Here is an 18920-nt window from a genome sequence, read left to right on the forward strand (position 1 = left end):
TCACTTAGACCCCCAGGAGACCACCCATGTTCCGGTTGGCGCACCTTTCCCTGGCGAACCGGGCCCTGATCGCGTTGATCACCGTTTTCGCCTCGGTGTTCGGCGTGATCACCATGTCGTCGCTGAAGCAGGAGCTCATCCCTTCGATTGAGTTTCCGCAGATCACGGTGCTCAGCTCCATGCCGGGGGCGTCCCCCGAAGTGGTGGACAAGCAGGTCAGCGGCCCGCTGGAGAAGGCGCTGAACGGCGTGGAGGGGCTGGAATCCACCTCCTCCACATCGCGGACCGGCGTCTCCCAGATCACCATGGTGTTCACCTACGGTTCGAACCTGGACCGGGCGCGCAACCAGATCGACCGGGCCATCTCCAACGCCAAACGGACGCTGCCCAGCGACGTCCAGCCGCAGGCCATCGCCGGCAGCATCAGCGACTTTCCCATTGTTTTCCTGGCCGTCTCGTCGGACAAGCCGCTCAGTGAACTGAACGCGGACCTGCAGCGCCTCAGCGTGCCCAGGCTGCAGAAGATCGACGGCGTCCGCAGTGCCGACGTCACGGGCGGCGCCTCCCAGCACATCGAGATCCTCCCGCGCACCGACGCCATGGCGACGGCGGGGGCAGGCGTCACCGCCATCCGCGACGCCCTGTCCAACAACGGCGCGCTGGTTCCGGCCGGAACACTCCAGGACCAGGGCAAGACCCTCTCGCTGCAGATCGGCAGCCCAGTGGATTCCCTCGACGCCATCAAGGCCCTGCCGCTGGCCGGAGCCAAAAACGGGGCGACTATCGGTTCCGTTGCCGATGTTTCCCTCAAGGACGACGAGCGAACCTCCATCACCCGTACCAACGGCGCCGAGACTCTCGCCGTGTCCGTGACCAAGAAACCTGAGGGCGACACCGTAGGGATCTCGCACGCCGTGCGGGACTCGCTGAACGACCTGGAGGCCGAGCTGGGGTCGAACGCAAAGTTCACGCCCGTGTTCGACCAGGCCCCGTTCATCGAAAAGTCCATCAAGGACCTCACCACCGAAGGCCTCCTGGGACTGGGGTTCGCCGTCGCCATCATCCTGCTCTTCCTGATGTCGGCACGGTCCACGCTGGTCACGGCCATTTCCATCCCGTTGTCCCTCCTCATCACCTTCATCGGCCTGTCAGCCACCGGCTACTCGCTGAACATCCTGACGCTGGGCGCCCTCACCATCGCGATCGGGCGGGTGGTGGACGACTCGATCGTGGTCATTGAGAACATCAAACGGCACCTCAGTTACGGCGAGGAAAAGTCGACGGCGATCCTCACCGCCATCAAGGAAGTTGCCGGGGCCATCACCGCCTCGACCCTGACCACGGTGGCGGTGTTCCTGCCCATCGCTTTTGTCGGCGAACTGGCCGGCGAACTTTTCCGGCCCTTCGCCCTGACGGTCACCATGGCGCTGCTGGCGTCCTTGCTGGTCTCCCTCACCATCGTCCCGGTGCTGGCTTACTGGTTCCTCCGGAATCCCAAGGGCGTTGCCGGAGGCGCAGCTCCGGGCACCCCGGAGGCGCGGCGCATCGCCGACGAGGCCAAGGCGAGGGCCCACGACGCAGAACAGCGCAGCCGGCTGCAGCGCGGCTACCTTCCCATCCTCCGGTCCACGCAGAAACACCCGGTCATCACCCTGGTGGCAGCTGTCCTGGTGCTCGGTGCCACCGCTGCCATGACGCCGCTGCTGGCCACCAACCTCCTGGGGAACTCGGGGCAAAACAGCCTGACAGTGCGCCAGGTGCTCCCGGCGGGGACCAGCCTGGCCGACACCAGCGCGGCGGCCATCCGCCTCGAAGGGGTGCTGCGCGGCATCGACGGCATCAAGGACGTCCAGGTGACATCCGGCAACGCCCAGGCCGGCTTCGCGGCACTGACCTCCACCGGATCGTCCAACTCGACATTCACCGTGGTGACTGACGAAAAGGCCGACCAGGAACGGCTCCAGGACACCGTTCGCTCGGAGCTGGCGAAGGTCCCCGACGCCGGAAAGATCTCCGTGGGAACCCAGCAGGGCGGCTTCGGCACCTCGTCCACCGTTGACATCACGCTGAAGGCTGCCACCAGCGCCGACCTGCAGTCGGCCAGCGACACCATGGTTGCTGCCATGACCGGGGTGCCCGGAACGAGCGAAGTGGCCAGCAACCTTGCCGCCAGCAACCCCGTGGTGCAGGTCAAGGTGGACCGGGCCAAGGCCGCGGCAGCCGGCCTGAACGAGGAGCAGGTGGCCGGCGTGCTGGCCTCCACGATCAGCCCCATCCCGGCCGGCACGGTCCGGATCGACACCAATGACTTCCCCGTCCGCATTGGCCAGGGCACCAAGTTCACCAGCATCGATGCCGTCCGGAACATCCCGCTTCCGGCGGCCGGACGGCCGGTCACGCTGGGAACCATCGCTGCCGTGGAGCAGGTGGACGTCCCCGTCTCCATCACCGCCAGCAACGGCGAGCGTACCGCCAAGGTGTCCATCACGCCGTCGGGCTCCAACCTCGGCGCAGTGAACACCGAAGTCCAAAAGCGCCTGGCTGACGTCCAGCTTCCGCCGGGGGTCACTGCCACCATCGGGGGCGCCACCACCCAGCAGGCCGAATCCTTCCGGCAACTTGGCCTGGCCCTGCTGGCGGCCATCGCCATCGTGTACGTGATCATGGTGGCCACCTTCAAGTCCCTCGTGCAGCCGTTGATCCTGCTGGTCTCGGTTCCGTTCGCCGCCACCGGCGCCGTGGCCCTGCTGCTGCTCACCGGAGTTCCGCTGGGACTGCCCTCGCTGATCGGCATGCTGATGCTGGTGGGCATCGTGGTGACCAACGCGATCGTGCTGATAGACCTGATCAACCAGTACCGGCAGCCCCGCGACGGCCGGCCCGGCATGACTGTGGCGGATGCGATCACCAACGGCGCCCGGCAGCGGCTCCGGCCCATCCTGATGACGGCACTCGCCACGGTCTTCGCCCTGACCCCCATGGCACTGGGCCTCACGGGCGGCGGCGGGTTCATTTCCCAGCCGTTGGCGGTGGTGGTGATTGGCGGCCTGGTGTCCTCCACGGCCCTGACGCTGGTCCTGGTCCCGGTGCTCTACCGGCTGGTGGAAGGCCGGCGCGAGAAGAAGGCGCTGCTGCGCGACCTGCAGGCCCGCCCGGAGGCCGGACCCGGTTCGGACATCGACGCCGAGTTCATGGACTGGACCACAGGCCAGGTCCCCAAGGTCAGCGGCCGCCGGGCTGCCCCCGGCGGCGCCGAGTAAAGCCCGGTTCCCGCGATGCCCGCACCACCCTGTGGTGCGGGCATCGCTGTGTCCGGGGTGTGTTCCCTGCCGGGGAATAATCGGCGCGGCGCGGTGTTACAGAAGGCGATAGATGCAAATGCATCTAAATTAGTTTACACTGGAACCAAGCCCAGCAAGCCCAGGAACGGAAAGGCACGTCATGCAGATCGGTGTTTTCAGCGTCAGCGACATCACCACGGACCCCACCACAGGCCGTACCCCCTCCGAACACGAGCGCATCAAGGCCTCGGTGGCGATCGCCAAAAAAGTCGAGGAAATCGGCATGGATGTCTACGCCATCGGCGAGCACCACAACCGGCCTTTCTTTTCCTCCTCCCCCACCACCACGCTGGCCTACATCGCCGCGCAGACCGAACGCATCATCCTCTCCACGGCCACCACGCTGATCACCACCAATGACCCGGTGAAGATCGCCGAGGACTTCGCCATGCTCCAGCACCTGGCCGACGGACGCGTCGACCTGGTCCTGGGCCGCGGCAACACCGCGCCGGTCTACCCGTGGTTCGGCAAGAACATCCAGGACGGCGTGGAGCTGGCCATCGAGAATTACAGCCTCCTGCGCAAGCTGTGGGACGAGGACACCGTGAACTGGTCCGGCAAGTTCCGCACGCCGCTGCAGAACTTCACCTCCACCCCCCGCCCGCTGGACGGCGTGGCTCCCTTCGTGTGGCACGGTTCCATCCGCACGCCGCAGATCGCCGAGGTGGCCGCCTACTTTGGTGACGGTTTCTTCGCCAACAACATTTTCTGGCCCAAGGAGCACTACCAGCAGCTGATCGGCCTCTACCGGGAGCGGTACGAGCACTACGGCCACGGCAAGGCCGACCAGGCGATTGTGGGACTCGGCGGGCAGTTCTTCATGCGCAGGAACTCCCAGGACGCGGTGAAGGAATTCCGCCCCTACTTCGACAACGCCCCGGTCTACGGCCACGGCCCGTCGCTGGAGGACTTCACCTCGCAGACCCCGCTGACCGTGGGCAGCCCGCAGGAAGTCATCGAGAAGACCCTGACTTTCCGCGAGTACTTCGGTGACTACCAGCGGCAGCTGTTCCTGATCGACCACGCGGGACTGCCGCTGAAGACCGTCCTGGAGCAGCTGGACCTGTTCGGCGAGGAGGTGCTGCCGGTCCTCCGGAAGGAGTACGCAGCACTGAAGCCCGCGCACGTTCCGGAACCGCCCACGCACGCAGGCCGCGTGGCCGCGCTGCTGGCGTCGCAGGATGCCGGCAACGCCACCCCGGTGGCGTAATGGCCACGGGAGGATCGGAATCTCCGGTGCGGCTGGCGGCAGAGACCTGGGAATCGCTGTTCCGGGCGCAGGTAGCCGTGATGCGGAAGCTGCAGTCCGGGCCCGCGTTCCGGAAGCTTGCGGTGAACGAGTACGACGTCCTGTTCACGCTTTCCCGCTGCCCGTCCGGCTGGCTTCGGCTCAACGAGCTCAACGACAACGTTCTGTTGAGCCAGTCCAGCCTGAGCCGGCTGGTGGAGCGGCTTGAGAAGCGCGGCCTCGTGGCCCGGATGCCGGCGCCGGAGGACGGCCGCGGCGTGCTGCTCAAGCTGACGGACGAGGGCCGCGAACTGCAGAAGGAAATCGGCCGCGAGCATGTCCGCGACATCTCAGCCCTGGTGGGACCGGCACTGACGGCCGCCGAGCAGAAGGAACTCAGGCGGCTTACCGACAAGCTGCGCAGTTCCCTGGGGAAGCGCTAGCCCAGCTGCACGAGCCGGGCGGGGTCCTCTGCCGGCAGGTCCCCGTCCACCACCGCGGTCACGCGCAGTTGGTTCAGGACCAGGCTTCCGCCCACTGTGGAAAGGAAAGCCGTGTCCGACGAGTCACGGCCGGCAGTGATGCGCAGCATCGACTCCCGCGGGGCAAGCCCCGTGGGGTCGATGACGTGCCAGGCGCCCTCCACATAGGCTTCCGCCACGGCGTGGAAGTCCATGGGATTCAGCCCGGGGGCGTAGACAGCCGCGAGGCGGGCCGGGATGTCCTTGGACCGCAGCAGGGCGATGGCCAGGTGCGCGAAGTCCCGGCAGACGCCCCGCCTGCTCAGGAGCGTCTCCACCGCGCCATCCGTGCCACGGGAGGAGCCGCTGATGTACCGCAGTTCGCCGTTGACCCAGTCGCGGACCGCATGCACCAGGTCGGCCCCGTGGACTCCACCGAATTCCGCGTACGCCGTCGGCAGCAGCCGGTCGGACTCGGCATAGCGGCTGGGACGAACATAGCGGATGCGGTCGGCCAGGTCCGCCTCTTCGGGCACGGCGCGGCCGGCCACCGTGGCCGAATATTCCACCGTGACTTCGGCGGGTTCGGCGAACTCCATGTAGTGGAACCGGCCCCCGTGGTGGTCCGAAATTTCCGTGAGCGGTACCTCCGCTCCCCCGGCCGTCACGGACAGGGATTCCACAAAGGATGAGTAACCGCTGTTCCTGGCCACGGCGACGGCCATGGCTACCTTGGTGTTGGCGATGGTCCTGAAGGCCAGGCGTGCGGAAACAGAGCGTTCCATGAATCTCCGGGGGTGTTGGGGGGTGGAAGGCAAGTCCGGCGCCCAGGCACCTGGTGGGCGCGGGCAGCGGGACTAGTTTTTGACCTTCAGCGACATTAGCATCCGCTGCACGTTGGCAAAGTCAGGGCTCTCGTTGACGTATTGGGCCGCCTGGCCCAGGGTGTCGAACGCCTTTGCCGGGGCCACCTTCTCGTCCGGGGCGAAGGCTTTGAGGGCGACGAGGTCCCCAAATGAGTAGTCGCCCTTCCCGGCCGGCCCACGCACCACGTTGCGCAGCTCGCACGCCTTCCCGTCGGTTCCACCAACCAAATTGGTGATGCCGTAGGAACCGAAATAGCGGTAGCCCTGGATCACCCGGTAAACCATGCGCGGCGGGATGGTTCCCTCCCCGCCCGGCGTGGCCAGGTCGAAGGGCACGCTGCTGATCACCGTGTACGGATGCTGCGCGCTGTCCGGGCAGTCAACGGACGACGGCGGCAGTCCCGTCCGGAGCGAAGCCATGAAGGTTCCGTCGGGCTTCTTCACGTCGACCTTCAGTCCGCCCGGAAGGATGCCCTCCTCCGTTGCCACGGACTGGGCAATCCAGTCCGCCGGGAGGTCGAAGCTGACGGTTTTCGCGGGGTCGGAGAAGGTCTTCCATGACGTTGCGGTGGGCACCGCCTGCGGCTCGCCGGAGGTTGCCGGGGCCGATGCCGTGGCGCCGGCAGCCGGCGGTGCCGTTCCGGCCGTGGCTGTTCCGGATGCTGCCGGCGCCGAAGGGCCCGGCTGGGCCGTCCATCCCGGGCTTGCTGCCTGCGGCCCGGAACACGCTGCCAGCAGAACCGCGGCAGCCATGAGGGAGATACCGGAAAGAACAGCCTTCAGTGGCGCGCCTGTCATGGGGCCCAGCCTAACGGGGTCCGTCCCCCTCTCCCGCCTGCCGTGGCGGTGTTTCCTGCCTCCCCGGCGCCATCCCCCGGCCGGTCCGCCCGCCCGCCGCCGGCCGAGGCACGGGCCGGCCGTGTCGCCGTCGGACATTTACCACCCCGGGCTGGGACTAGGCTGGAGGCTATGTCGCAAGAGCAGCACGGCGCAGCCGAAGAGAACCCCGCGGACATTTCGGCCCTGGACATCGCCGACTGGCGGCTGCGGACCTTTGCGCTCTACGACAACGTCCGCCGGATATCCGCCGAGAGCCCGTCCGAGGCCCACTCTTACTGGCGCCACCAGCGGGACCTGATGTTCGCCACGCATCCGGCTTCGGCGCTGACGGCAGCGGACAAGGCCCGCTTTTCCGGCCTGAAGACCGCAGACTACGACCCCATCTACCGGTTCCATGTCCCGCTCACCAAGGAAGGCGCGGGCCGGGAGCTGAGCGTTGACACGGGAACCGACGGGGTGGTGAACTTCGTACGGCTGGGCACCTTCGACCTCCCCGAAATGGGCCAGCTGGGGGTGTGGAAGATCCACGGATACGGCGGCGGTATCTTCGTTCCGTTCCGCGATGCCACGGCGGGGCAGCCGGGAGGCAGCTATGGCGCCGGACGCTACCTGCTGGACACCATCAAGGGTGCCTACCACGGGGTCCAGGGGTCCGGGCCGGATGCCATGTTCGTCCTGGACTTCAATTTCGCCTACAACCCCTCCTGCGCCTACAACGAGGCGTGGGCCTGCCCGCTGCCCGGGCCATCCAACCGGCTCGCAGTGGACATCCCCGTCGGCGAGCTGTACTGATGCGGACCGTTACCGGTAAGACCGCGTGAGCGAAGGCCTGTCCGCACCCGCCGTCACGGAAACAGCGCCCCGGCCCTTTCCCGCCACCAAGCACTACCGTGGCGTGCTTCGCTTTCCGGTCATCCGGCAGCTGCTGCGCTTTTCCGGCGTCGGGGTCATTTGCACCGCGGCGTCCCTGGGGCTCTACGCGCTGATGCGGCCGTGGCTCGGCGCCCAGCTGGCCAACGCCGTGGCGCTGGTCCTCACGTCGCTGCTGAACACGGCCCTGAACCGCCGGCTGACGTTCAAGATCGCCGGCGGGCAGCGCCGTTACCGTGACCACCTGAACGGCCTGGTGGTGATCGCCGTGGCCTTGGTGATCACCGGCAGCAGCCTCGGAGTGCTGCACTGGCTTAATCCCGACGCCACCGTGGGTGACGAACTGGTGGCCACCACGCTCTCCGGCTTCCTGGCCACCGCGGTGCGGTTCAGCATGCTGCGGCACTGGATCTTCCGCCGGGCGCGCCACCGCTAGGGCACCGGACCAGGTGGCTCCGGATGGAGGTTCGGCTACCGGCCCTGGCCCGCCCCCAGGTTCCTGACGCCGGCGACAGCCGCCTGGACGGCAGCCGCGGCGGCGTCGAGGTCCTCCTGCGTCACCGCCGCGTCGAAACTGAAACGGACCGCCGTTTGGGCCACCTCTGCCGGAATACCCATGGCGGTGAGCACGGCCGACGGCGCGTCCGAGCCGGCAGCGCACGCTGAGCCGCTGGAACAGACCACACCGCGCCGTTCCAGCTCCAGGAGCACCGACTCGCCGCTGGTACCGGGGAAGCAAAACGACGCCACTGACGGCAGCCGTTCCGACGGGTGTCCGGTGGGGACGGCGTCCGGCACTCCGGCCAAAACGTCGGCAATGAAACGGTCACGCAGCCCGGCTACCCTCGCCTGCTCCCCCGCCTGGCGGTCCCGGGCAAGCGTGAGGGCCGTGGCCAGCCCCACCGCGCCCGCAACGTTTTCCGTTCCGGACCGGCGGCCCCGCTCCTGGCCGCCGCCGTGGATGACCGGTTCCAGGCGCGTACGGCTCCGGACAAACAGCAGTCCGCAGCCTTTGGGTGCGCCCAGCTTGTGCCCCGAGATGCTCATCGCATCCACGCCCAGCGTGCGGGTGTCCAGCGGCAGCCAGCCGGCGGCCTGGACGGCGTCGGTGTGGAACGGGATGCCCTGGGCGTGGGCAAGGTCCGCCAGCGCGGCGATGGGCTGGCTCGTGCCCACCTCGTTGTTGGCGTACATGATGCTCACCAGCGCGGTTTCCGGGCGCAGCGCCCCGGCGAGCGCGTCGGGCGTGACGCGGCCGGTTGAATCCACGGGCACCACGTCGACAGCGAAGCCATGGAAGCGTTCCAGGTACCGGGCGGATTCCTCCACCGCGGGATGTTCGACGGCGCTGATCACCACCCGGTCCAGCAGCGGGTTTGCCGCCTGCCGGGCCAGGGCGATGCCTTTGACGGCGAGGTTGTCCGCTTCGGTGCCGCCGGAGGTGAACACCACGTCGCCGGCCCGGCAGGCAAGGACATCCGCCACCGCCCTCCGCGCCCCCGCGAGTGCCGCGGCCGCCGCTTCCCCGAGGGTGTGGTGGCTGGAGGGGTTACCGAAGCCGCCGGTGAGGTAGGGCCACATGGCGTCCAGTACTTCACGGCGGACGGGGGTGGTGGCGGCGGCGTCAAGGAAGATCATGGCAGGGTCACCCGGCGGCCAGTTCGACGTCGAGGCCCAGATCCAGCGCGGCCACGGAGTGGGTGAGGGCGCCCACGGAGATGACGTCCACCCCGGTGGCCGCGATGGCCGCGACCGTGCCGGTATTGACGTTTCCGCTGGCTTCCACCCGGGCCCGGCCGGCCACGAGGGCCACCCCTGCCTTGAGCTCGTCGATGCTGAAGTTGTCCAGCATGATGGTGTCCACGCCCGCTGCCAGCACGGGTTCGATTTGGTCCATGCGGTCCACTTCGACTTCGAAGTGGGTGGTATGTCCCAGCTGTGCCTTGGCGGCCAGGAGGAGGGCCGTGAGCTTGGCCGGGTCCCCGCCGGTCATCACGGCAAGGTGGTTGTCCTTGGCCAGCACGGCGTCGGAGAGGCTGTACCGGTGGTTTGCACCGCCGCCGCAACGGACCGCGAACCGTTCCAGGATGCGCAGGCCGGGGGTGGTCTTGCGCGTATCAGTGATGCGGGCCCGGGTACCTTCGGCGAGCCGCACGAATTCGGCGGTCTTCGTGGCGATGGCGGACATCCGCTGGACCAGGTTGAGCGCCACGCGTTCTGCCAGCAGCACCGAGCGCGCGCTGCCACTGACCCGGGCGAGGTGCGTGCCGGCGTCGAACGTTTCCCCGTCCGCCACGAGCAGCTCAACCCGGGTGGCGGGGTCGACCAGCTGCATTGCGTCCCGGAACACGGTGGCCCCGCTGAAGACGCCGGGGACCCTGGCGTTGAGGACGGCGGTGGCGGTGGCGCCGGCGGGAATGAGCAGTTGGGAGGTGATGTCCCCGGAGGGGGCGTCCTCGGCGAAGGACCGCGCCAGGATGTCCCTGACGGGGGCGGGCGGGAGGGTCAGGTCCAGCAGGGGGCGCGGGGACACTGCCTGGTCGATCACGGCGGGTTCAGTCATGGAGCAGGCTCGCTTTCGGGCGGAGTGAAGTCAGGTTGGCAGTTTCGACAGGTTCATCGCTGCGATAATGCGCCCCCAGCGATTCACCGCGCTGGAGGGCGGCGCTGACCAGCAGCTGTGCGGCCAGCAGGAGGTTCCGGTCCTCGCAGGCAACAGGGTCAGCAACGGACTCAACGGCATCAGGACGGACGACGGCGGCCCAGGACTCGAGCGTCCGGCCGGCCTCAGCCAACAATTTCCCGGAGCGCAGCACCCCGGCGTGCGAGGTCATGAGGCGGCGTAGAGCCTCCCGGGAAAACGGCTCGCCGGCCCCTTCTCCCCCACCGGAGCTGGACGGCCCGCTCCCTGTCGGCGCACCTGAGCGATCCGCCGCGCCTTCTAAAGCAGCAGGGACGGTGACGCGCGCACTCGCGTTTCGCGGCAGGGGTGCGGAAGCGTGCGGCAGTTCCGGAGGTCCCGAAAGCGCCGTTGTCGCGTGAGCGTCCGCATCGGCCGCCGAGCTGGCGAGGCGTTCGCCGGTGCGAGGCGCGAGCGCAGGCGCCGAGGGACCTGCGGAGCTGCCCGCCAGAAAGTGTTCAACAGCGCGGCGGCCGAAAACGAGTCCCTCGAGGAGGGAGTTGCTGGCCAGCCGGTTTGCCCCTTGGACACCCGTGCAGGCAACTTCGCCGGCGGCGTAGAGGCCCGGAACGGTGGTGCGTGCGGAGAGGTCGGTGCGTACCCCACCCATCCAGTAGTGCGCAGCGGGGGCGACGGGTACCAGTTCGCAGGTCCAGTCGATGCCGGCGTCAAGGGTTTTGCGGGTGAGGGTGGGGAACCTTTGCCCGAGGAAGCCCGCGCCCTTGGCCTGCTCGATACCGCGGGCGTCAAGGTAGACGTGGCCGTTGGGATCGCCCAGCTTGGCCAGGTGGAGGGCGATGCTGCGGGAGACGACGTCGCGGGGCGCCAGTTCGGCGTCGGGGTGGTAGGCCCGCATGAAGCGGCGTCCGCCGGAGTCCAGCAGGATGGCCCCTTCGCCGCGGACGGCTTCGGAGATCAGCAGTGGCCCGTCCAGCCGGTCCGGGCGGGCCGCGGCGGAGCTGACCAGGCAGGTGGGGTGGAACTGGAAGAACTCAAGGTCCGCCACTGCCGCTCCGGCGCGGACGGCGAGCGCCAGTCCGTCGGCGGTGGCAACGGCGGGGTTGGTGGTTTGCGAAAAGAGCTGGCCTGCTCCCCCGGTGGCGAGCAGGACGGCATCCGCGTCCAGCTGCGCTGGCCGGCCGTCCTTAAGGTATCCGACGCCTGTCACCTTCCCGTCCCGGGTCACCAAAGCGGTGGCCAGGGCGTGCGTGATGATGGTGAGCTGTCCCCCGTCCCTGCGGGAGAGGACGGCCTGGATCAGCGCTCCGGCCACGCGGGCACCTGTGGCGTCTCCTCCTGCATGCAGGATCCGCGGGGCACTGTGGGCTGCTTCGAGCCCAAGGGCCGGGCCGACGTCGTGCGTGGTCCCTGCCGTTCCCGCCCCGGCGTGGCCCGCATCGAAGGCGACACCGTAGCGCTGCAGGCCGGTGATATCCCGCCGCGCCTCAGTGCACATCAGCCGGACTGCGGCCTCGTTGCAGTGCCCGCCCCCGGCGCGCAGGGTGTCGGCGATGTGCGCGTCGACGGTGTCTCCCGGGGCAGGTTCGGTGAGGACGGCGGAGATCCCGCCCTGCGCGTACCAGGTGTTGCTCTGGTCCAGCGCGCCCTTGGTCAGCAGCACCACGTCCGCACCGGCATCGGTGGCAAGCAGTGCGGCGTAGAGCCCTGCGATACCGCTTCCGACGACGGCCAGGCGGCGCGTCATCACGGCCTCGCGGCGAGCATGCGCTCGAGCGCCGTCCTGGCGTTGGCCTGCACGTTGTGGTCCACCGTGATGCGGTTGACCACGCGGCCGGCCACCAGTTCCTCCAGTACCCAGGCGAGGTAGCCGGGGTGGATCCGGTACATGGTGGAGCAAGGACAAATCACCGGGTCCAGGCAGAAGATGGTGTGCTGCGGGTACTCGGCGGCAAGCCGGTTGACCATGTTGATTTCGGTGCCGATGGCGAATGTGGTGGGCTCGGTGGCGGCGGCGATGGCCTTCTTGATGAAGTCCGTGGAGCCGGCGGAATCCGCGGCGTCCACCACCTCCATGGGGCATTCGGGGTGCACGATGACCTGCACGCCGGGGAAGTCCGCCCGGGCCTTTTCAATCTGGGCGACGCTGAAGCGCTTGTGGACGGAGCAGAACCCGTGCCAGAGGATCACGCGGGAGTCCAGGAGCGCCTGTTCGTCGTTGCCGCCCAGGTCCTTGCGCGGGTTCCACATGGGCATCTGGTCCAGGGGAACACCCAGGGCCTTGGCCGTGTTGCGTCCCAGGTGCTGGTCGGGGAAGAACAGGACCCGCTGGCCCCGCTGGAATGCCCACTCCAGGACCGTCTTTGCATTCGAGGAGGTGCAGACGATGCCGCCGTGTTCACCGCAGAACGCCTTCAGTGCTGCGGAGGAGTTCATGTAGGTGACGGGTATGACCGGGACCCGGCCCTCGGCGTCGGGCTCGGTGCCGAAGATCTCCTCGAGCTGTTCCCAGCACTCCTCCACGGAATCCGCGTCCGCCATGTCGGCCATGGAGCAGCCGGCGGCCAGGTTGGGCAGGATGACTGCCTGTTCCGGCGTGGAGAGGATGTCTGCCGTCTCCGCCATGAAGTGGACGCCGCAGAAGATGATGGCCTCTGCGTCCGGCCGCGTCAGCGCGGCGTTGGCGAGCTGGAAGGAGTCACCCACGAAGTCGGCGTACTGGATGACCTCATCGCGCTGGTAGAAGTGGCCGAGGATGACGGCACGCTCCCCCAGTGTGGCCTTGGCTGCCCTGATCCGTTCGCCGAGTTCGGCGTCACTGGCCTGCTTGTACTCGTCGGGCAACTGGCCCTGGCGCGGGGTGCCGGCAGGGGCCGGGTCCGCACTGGAGGCGCCCGGGCCGTAGGCGGGAACGCCGGCCAGTGCCTCGGCCAGGTCGTAGTCCCACGGGCCCTTGGCCAGAGCCGGGCTGCAGGTGCTGCCTTTGGCGGCGGCGCCCTTCTCGGCCTGTTCGCGCGTGATCAGCTGGATTGCCGTGTTGACGCTGCTCATGGTGTGCTCCTGTTGTCTGGGTCAAGGCCGGGCCGGCCGGTGTAGCGGTAGAGGCGTGGCGGGCGGTGCTTGCCGCCCTGGAGGTATTCCCCGGTCTCTTCGATTTCCGGGGTCGATTTGAGCTGCCGGCGGAAGTTGGCCGGGTCCAGTTGGCGGTCCAGGACGGCTTCGTAGACTTCGCGGACCTGGGCGAGCGTGAAGTACTCGCCCAGCAGGTGGTAGGCCACCGAGCCGTAGGCCAGCTTGTTCCGGAGCCGTCCCAGGGCGTAGTCCACAATGGCGTTGTGGTCGAAGGCGAGCCCGCCCAGGCGGTCGGCCCGGAACCACCTCACATTTTCGGATTCATCGGCGAGCGCAGCTTCCGTGGGCTGGACCAGCGCCCAGTAGACAATGGACACCACCCGCTGGGTGGGTGAGCGGTGCAGGCCGCCGAAGGCATACAGCTGTTCCAGGTAGCGGGGCGCGAGGCCGGTGGTCTCCTGCAGGTTCCTGGCCGCGGCGCTTTGGAGGGACTCGTCGTGGCTGAGGGGTCCGCCCGGCAGGGCCCACAGTCCCTTGAAGGGCTCCCGGATGCGGCGCACCAGGGGAAGCCACAACGTGGGCCGGCCTGAGGACTCGCTGGGCCGGAGTGCGAAGATCACCGTGGAGATGGCCAGCGACGGCGGGGCGGCCTGGCGCTCGGAAACGTTTGCCGAACTGTAGTACACCCGCTTCACCGCCTTCCGTCCCCGTTCGACAACCTTCGGGCGGTCGATCCTTAGTTATGGTCATCTTGACCAAAACTAATTCTACGGCCGGGCACACCCGAAATGGAAATATTTCTGCCGCCTCCGCCCGGCACCGCGGGCGGCAGGCCATGAAGCGGTTTTGCCTGCGATCCGTTCCCCTCCTTCCTGCCGCGTTTCCGGGCACGTTCCGGAGGCGGTAAATTCAAAAGGTCCCACGAGGACCCGGACCCCCAGCGGGCCGCCCCACCCACCAGCCCCAGAAGGTGCATTGCCCCCATGACGACGAAGTCTGGCCGGACCACGTCCGCCGCCATCCCCACCAACGCCACAGCCGGCCACAGCATGAAGCCGCGCCAGCTCACCATGATGGGGCTGGGCAGCGCCATCGGCGCGGGGCTGTTCCTGGGGTCAGGCGCCGGCGTCCAGGCAGCTGGACCTGCGGTGCTGCTCTCCTACCTCGTAGCCGGCACACTGATCATCCTGGTGATGTGGGCGCTGGGCGAGATGGCCGCTGCCAACCCGACCAGCGGAGCTTTCTCGGTATACGCGGAAAAGGCGCTCGGCCGGACGGCCGGTGCCACCATCGGATGGCTCTGGTGGCTGCAGCTGGTGGTGGTTATCGCCGCCGAGGCCCTGGGCGCCGCCGGACTGCTGTTCTCCGTCTGGCCCGTGGTGCCGGTCTGGGCGCTGGCTCTGCTCTTCATGGTGGTCTTTACCGGCATCAACCTGGCCGGCGTCAGGAATTTCGGTGAGTTCGAGTTCTGGTTCGCCATCCTCAAGGTGGCCGTCATTGTCCTGTTCCTCGCCATCGGCGCCGCCCTGCTCCTGGGCCTGCTGCCCGGCGTCGACTCCCCCGGCGCGGCAAACCTCACGGGAAATTTTGCCCCGCAAGGCCTGGGCGGTGTCGCCGCAGCCCTGTTTGTGGTCATCTTCGCCTTCGGCGGCACGGAAATCGTCTCGGTCGCCGCAGCCGAAACCGAAGACCCCGAGCGCAGCGTCGGCAAAGCCATCCGGACCGTGGTGTGGCGCATCCTGGTGTTCTACATCGGCTCCGTCTTCGTCATTGCCGCCGTCCTGCCGGCCACGTCCAAGGGCCTCGCCTCGCCCTTCGCCGGTGTGTTGGACGCTGCCAGGATCCCGGGCGCCTCCACCGCCATTACCCTCGTGGCCGTCGTCGCACTCCTCTCGGCGCTGAACGCGAACCTCTACGGCGCATCCCGCATGGTGTATTCGCTCTCGCAGCGGGGAGAGGCGCCCCGGGTCCTCACGCGGCTCAACGGTGCCGGCGTGCCGCTGCTCGCCGTAGCGGTTTCCGTGGCGTTCGGCTTCATCGCCACGGTCCTGGAGCTGCTGTTCCCGGAACGGATCCTGCCTGCCCTCTTCCAGCTGGTGGGATCCACGTGCCTGGTGGTGTGGGGCAGCGCGCTGGTCTCCCAGCTGATCCTGCGCCGGCGGGCAGACCGGGACGGCTCCCCCCTGCCCCTGCGGATGAAGGGCTTCCCCGGACTGACCATCCTGGGCCTGGTCCTGCTGGGCCTCATTTTCGCGGTCGGCTTCAGCGCCGAGGGCAGCCGCGTCCAGCTCTTCAGCACTTTCGCCCTGATCGCCGGCATTGCGCTGGCGTGCGCCGCCGGGGCCCGCGTGGCCGGCCGTAACCGGTTGGCCAACAGGTAGAGGGGCGGGTACCTTTCAAAGGAAGACGCACCGACGCGCCGGGCCCGCCCAGGCGCACTACCTGATTGGGGAACTGACACCATGAGCGGCAGGCACACCGGACAGCAGCAGGGGCATACCGTCGAAGGGACCGACCCGCAGCTGTACGTCGCGGTCCATGAACCCGCCTCCGACGCCGGACTGCGGCCGGTCCTGCTGCTCCACGGCTTTTCCTCATCTTCCAAGCTCAACTGGGAGGACACCGGCTGGGTGTCGGCCCTGCTTGACGCCGGCCGGAGGATCATCACCGTCGATTTGCCGGGCCACGGCCGCAGCGGCGCGCCGGAGGACCGCGATTCCTACTCCCCCAGCAAAATCAGGGCGGACCTGCTCCAGGCAGTTTTCGACGCCGGTGCGCGGCCCCTGCACGACGGTGATCCTTCCAGCGGGCTCGACGTGGTGGGTTATTCGCTGGGCTCCCGGCTCGCCTGGGAGTTTGCCGCCACGCAGCCTGAGCTGGTGCACCGGCTGGTGCTCGGTGGACCCAACGATTCGGATCCGCTCGCCGCGTTCGACCTCCGGGCCGCCCAGGACTACCTGGCGGACGGTACGCCCATCAGTGACGAATCCACCGCCCAACTGCTCAAGATGGCCCTGCTCCTGCCGAGCAACAACATCTTCGCGCTGCTGTCGCTGGTGGAGGCCATCAAGGCTGAACCGTACGACCCCGCCGAAGCGGTCCCCCACGTTCCGATGCTGCTGGTGGTGGGCGACAAGGACGAGCGGGCCCACACCCTGCCCAGGCTTGCCGAACTGGCCCGCAGCGCCGGGTCCATGGCGGAGCAGCTGGTGCTGCCCGGCCGGAACCACACCAATGCCATTACCAGCCGGGCCTTCAAACAGGCCGCCATTTCGTTCCTGGCCGTCTGAGCCGCCTGGGCAGCGCGGATCGATTCCATTCCCGTCCGTCAGTAGTCAACCCCCGGGTCTGGTCTTCCCTCCATCCGAAAGCACGCGGACGAGGACAGCACATAAAGTGAGTTCCGCTGCGGGTCGTACTGGATTGAATGCCGGTACCCTTCCCCGCTGAAAACTATCAGTTCGGGGATTCCGTTGATGCCCGTCCCGGACTGGACCGTCCAACCAGGCTTCGCGGACCACTCGGCTTCAATCTTCGGCAGCAGGGACGCGGTGTCGGCATCCGGGGTAAGGACCACATCCATCGTTCCCGGCCAGTAGTAGCCACCGTTCCCGCATTCAAACAACGCACGGGACTTTTCGGTCCGCGTAGACGTGGACACTTCGTCCGGCGGCACTACCGACTTCAGCTCGTCCTGCTGACTGAGTAGGGACTGTTTCGCGGAAGCAAGATCCAGGCCCGCAGCCGGGGAGTCCACGGGCGCACATGCCGCCAGTGCCGCCAGAAGGCTGGTCGCAACCACGGGCGCCACCTTACGGGCGAGCGTGGCGGGCATGAGGGTGCATGCACGCCGCCAACGGGATGGACGGCGTCCACGCCGCGTTTTTGAACCGCTGGCTTCTCCCGCCACCTTGCCCCCACATGTTTGATCCTGCCCCACGGTGTGGCACGCAGCGTTCGGCCCCCGGGGCAACGCTACCGGGGACCGGCCAATCACGGCGATGGGCAGAACTGCCCCGCACGCACCAGCAGCCCGGACCGAGCGGTCCGGGCTGCTGGTGGTGCGGTTCCGCGACTGGTGGAGGCCACGGTGGGGCGGGTGGGACCTGCCCCAGCTTTTCTGACCCTGGCGGGTGCCGGTGGGATCAGTGGTGGCTGCTGACGCCGAGCGGGCGGCCCTTCGTCTCCTTGGCCAGCACCACGCCGACGGCGGAAATCACGCAAAGGACCATGATGTAGATGCCGATCGAACCGGTCCACTTAGTGGACTGGAGCAGGGATTCTGCGATGGTCGCCGCGAAGGCACCGCCCAGGATGGCGCCGAAGGCGTACCCGATGGAGATGCCGGAGTACCGGACATGCGCAGGGAACATCTCTGCGTACATGGCGGACATGGGGCCGTAGGACAGGCCCAGGCCGATCGTGAGGACGAACAGGGCGACGCCGTAGAGCATGATGTCCTTGGTATCGATCAGGGCAAACATCGGGATCATCCAGGCGAAGACTATGGCGTAGCCGATCAGGAACGTCTTGACGCGGCCAATGCGGTCGGACAGCCAGCCGCCCACCAGGGTGAAGATCAGCCAGCCAAAGGACGCCAGCGTGGTGGCCAGGAGGATCTGCGGCGTGGGCATCTTCAGGGTCTTGGTGGCGTAGGAGATGAAGAACGCAATCAGCAGGTAACCTGCCGCGTTGTTGCCGATAAAGATCAGCGTGGAGTACAGGACCGGGAGCTTGTGGTTCCTGACCAGCTCACCCAGGGGTGCCTTGCTCTCCTCCTTCCGCTGGGCCATCTCCTGGAAGACCGGGCTTTCGGCAACGGCGCGGCGGATGAGGTACCCCACCACGATCAGGACGATGGACAGCAGGAACGGCACACGCCAGCCCCAGGCCGCGAAGTCTTCCTTGGACATGCCGGTGTTGAGGAAGAACAGGAGGCCGGTGGCAAGGATCATGCCCACGGGCACGCCGATCTGCGGGTAGGCGCCGAAGAGTCCGCGCCGGTTGACCGGTGCGTGCTCGACGGCCATCAGGGCAGCGCCGCCCCATTCACCGCCGGCCGAGAAGCCCTGGATGACCCGCAGCAGGATCAGCAGCACCGGGGCCCAGGCTCCGATTTGCGCGTAGGTGGGCAGCATGCCGATGAGTGCGGTGGCCGCGCCCATCATTACCAGGGTGAAGACCAGCATCGCCTTCCGCCCCAGGCGGTCGCCGAGGTGTCCAGCAATCACTGCGCCGAGGGGGCGGAACAGGAAGCTGATGCCGATGAGGGCAAAGGAGAGGATCTGCGCCAGGCCCGGGTTGGACTCGTTCAGCGGTGCCAGGAACAGCGGTGACAGCAGCGTTGCGGTCAGCTGGGCAAAGATGAAGAAGTCGTACCATTCGATGGTGGTGCCGACGAGGGTTCCGGCGAGGACCTTGCGTTCCTCACGCCGGGTGCTGGGACCGGCGAATGTATCCACCTTGGAAGGTGTGGTCATTGAAACTCCATTGTTTATCGGGCAGCGGGGCTGCCCGTACGCCTTCAGAATTACCGACAGAACGGTCAGTTAGTTAGTAGGGTACTACGGAAACTGTGATACGCGACACGGTGTGGTCGATTTT

At 67.7% G+C, this 18920-nt stretch carries 16 protein-coding genes; 7 read left to right on the forward strand and 9 right to left on the reverse strand.

Annotated features, from left to right (window positions below; translation table 11 throughout):
- Window positions 1–26 precede the first annotated feature (26 nt).
- The 3 genes from ACZ9J7_RS19405 (at window position 27) to ACZ9J7_RS19415 (ending at window position 5012) form a co-directional block, all read left to right on the forward strand.
- On the forward strand, window positions 27–3260 hold the full coding sequence (locus ACZ9J7_RS19405) for an efflux RND transporter permease subunit (RefSeq protein ID WP_476211604.1): 3234 nt from the start codon (window positions 27–29) through the stop codon (window positions 3258–3260).
- Window positions 3261–3441: 181 nt separating this feature from the next.
- A complete protein-coding gene (locus ACZ9J7_RS19410) occupies window positions 3442–4551 on the forward strand; it encodes an LLM class flavin-dependent oxidoreductase (protein WP_476211605.1) in 1110 nt (369 codons plus the stop codon).
- Window positions 4551–5012 (forward strand): MarR family winged helix-turn-helix transcriptional regulator, encoded by a 462-nt coding sequence (locus ACZ9J7_RS19415; RefSeq protein WP_476211606.1) that lies wholly within the window; start codon window positions 4551–4553, stop codon window positions 5010–5012. Before ACZ9J7_RS19410 ends, ACZ9J7_RS19415 begins: the two co-directional genes overlap by 1 nt.
- Here the strand turns inward: ACZ9J7_RS19415 and ACZ9J7_RS19420 are convergent.
- Both ACZ9J7_RS19420 and ACZ9J7_RS19425 read right to left on the reverse strand, forming a co-directional pair.
- The gene (locus ACZ9J7_RS19420; protein ID WP_476211607.1) at window positions 5009–5815 is read right to left on the reverse strand and encodes a transglutaminase-like domain-containing protein; all 807 of its coding nucleotides are present in this window, start codon (window positions 5813–5815) and stop codon (window positions 5009–5011) included. The genes ACZ9J7_RS19415 and ACZ9J7_RS19420 overlap by 4 nt on opposite strands.
- Window positions 5816–5887: 72 nt before the next feature.
- Window positions 5888–6694, reverse strand: coding sequence for a hypothetical protein (locus ACZ9J7_RS19425; RefSeq protein WP_476211608.1), 807 nt, complete (start codon window positions 6692–6694; stop codon window positions 5888–5890).
- Window positions 6695–6865: 171 nt separating this feature from the next.
- Here ACZ9J7_RS19425 and ACZ9J7_RS19430 point away from each other — a divergent pair, with 171 nt between their 5' ends.
- Together ACZ9J7_RS19430 and ACZ9J7_RS19435 are read left to right on the forward strand one after the other, a co-directional pair.
- On the forward strand, window positions 6866–7528 hold the full coding sequence (locus tag ACZ9J7_RS19430) for a DUF1684 domain-containing protein (RefSeq protein WP_476211609.1): 663 nt from the start codon (window positions 6866–6868) through the stop codon (window positions 7526–7528).
- A gap of 25 nt (window positions 7529–7553) precedes the next feature.
- Window positions 7554–8042 carry a GtrA family protein gene (locus ACZ9J7_RS19435; protein ID WP_476211610.1) on the forward strand — a complete coding sequence of 163 codons (489 nt, stop codon included), beginning with the start codon at window positions 7554–7556 and terminating at the stop codon, window positions 8040–8042.
- A gap of 35 nt (window positions 8043–8077) precedes the next feature.
- Here ACZ9J7_RS19435 and ACZ9J7_RS19440 read toward each other — a convergent pair whose 3' ends face one another.
- Genes ACZ9J7_RS19440 through ACZ9J7_RS19460 form a run of 5 tightly spaced genes read right to left on the reverse strand, consistent with a single transcriptional unit; the run spans window position 8078 to window position 14002 of the window.
- Entirely contained in the window at window positions 8078–9244 is a 1167-nt protein-coding gene (locus tag ACZ9J7_RS19440; RefSeq protein ID WP_476211611.1) for a cysteine desulfurase family protein, read from the reverse strand.
- Window positions 9245–9251: 7 nt separating this feature from the next.
- Window positions 9252–10169, reverse strand: a complete 918-nt coding sequence (gene nadC, locus ACZ9J7_RS19445) for a carboxylating nicotinate-nucleotide diphosphorylase (protein WP_476211612.1) — start codon at window positions 10167–10169, stop codon at window positions 9252–9254.
- A complete protein-coding gene (locus ACZ9J7_RS19450; protein WP_476211613.1) occupies window positions 10162–11991 on the reverse strand; it encodes an L-aspartate oxidase in 1830 nt (609 codons plus the stop codon). The genes nadC and ACZ9J7_RS19450 overlap by 8 nt, the downstream gene beginning before the upstream one ends.
- Window positions 11991–13295 carry a quinolinate synthase NadA gene (gene nadA, locus ACZ9J7_RS19455; protein ID WP_476211614.1) on the reverse strand — a complete coding sequence of 435 codons (1305 nt, stop codon included), beginning with the start codon at window positions 13293–13295 and terminating at the stop codon, window positions 11991–11993. The genes ACZ9J7_RS19450 and nadA overlap by 1 nt, the downstream gene beginning before the upstream one ends.
- Entirely contained in the window at window positions 13292–14002 is a 711-nt protein-coding gene (locus tag ACZ9J7_RS19460; RefSeq protein WP_476211615.1) for an NUDIX hydrolase, read from the reverse strand. Before ACZ9J7_RS19460 ends, nadA begins: the two co-directional genes overlap by 4 nt.
- 297 nt (window positions 14003–14299) lie before the next feature.
- On the opposite strand from ACZ9J7_RS19460, the gene ACZ9J7_RS19465 reads away from it, so the two are divergent.
- Both ACZ9J7_RS19465 and ACZ9J7_RS19470 read left to right on the forward strand, forming a co-directional pair.
- A complete protein-coding gene (locus ACZ9J7_RS19465) occupies window positions 14300–15697 on the forward strand; it encodes an amino acid permease (protein ID WP_476211616.1) in 1398 nt (465 codons plus the stop codon).
- A gap of 81 nt (window positions 15698–15778) precedes the next feature.
- On the forward strand, window positions 15779–16606 hold the full coding sequence (locus ACZ9J7_RS19470) for an alpha/beta fold hydrolase (protein WP_476211617.1): 828 nt from the start codon (window positions 15779–15781) through the stop codon (window positions 16604–16606).
- Window positions 16607–16644: 38 nt separating this feature from the next.
- On the opposite strand, the gene ACZ9J7_RS19475 is transcribed toward ACZ9J7_RS19470, so the two are convergent.
- Both ACZ9J7_RS19475 and ACZ9J7_RS19480 read right to left on the reverse strand, forming a co-directional pair.
- A complete protein-coding gene (locus ACZ9J7_RS19475) occupies window positions 16645–17118 on the reverse strand; it encodes a hypothetical protein (protein WP_476211618.1) in 474 nt (157 codons plus the stop codon).
- Between the two features lie 343 nt (window positions 17119–17461).
- On the reverse strand, window positions 17462–18796 hold the full coding sequence (locus ACZ9J7_RS19480) for an MFS transporter (RefSeq protein WP_476211619.1): 1335 nt from the start codon (window positions 18794–18796) through the stop codon (window positions 17462–17464).
- Between the last annotated feature and the right edge of the window lie 124 nt (window positions 18797–18920).

Source organism: Pseudarthrobacter sp. TE9888 (assembly GCF_056279345.1).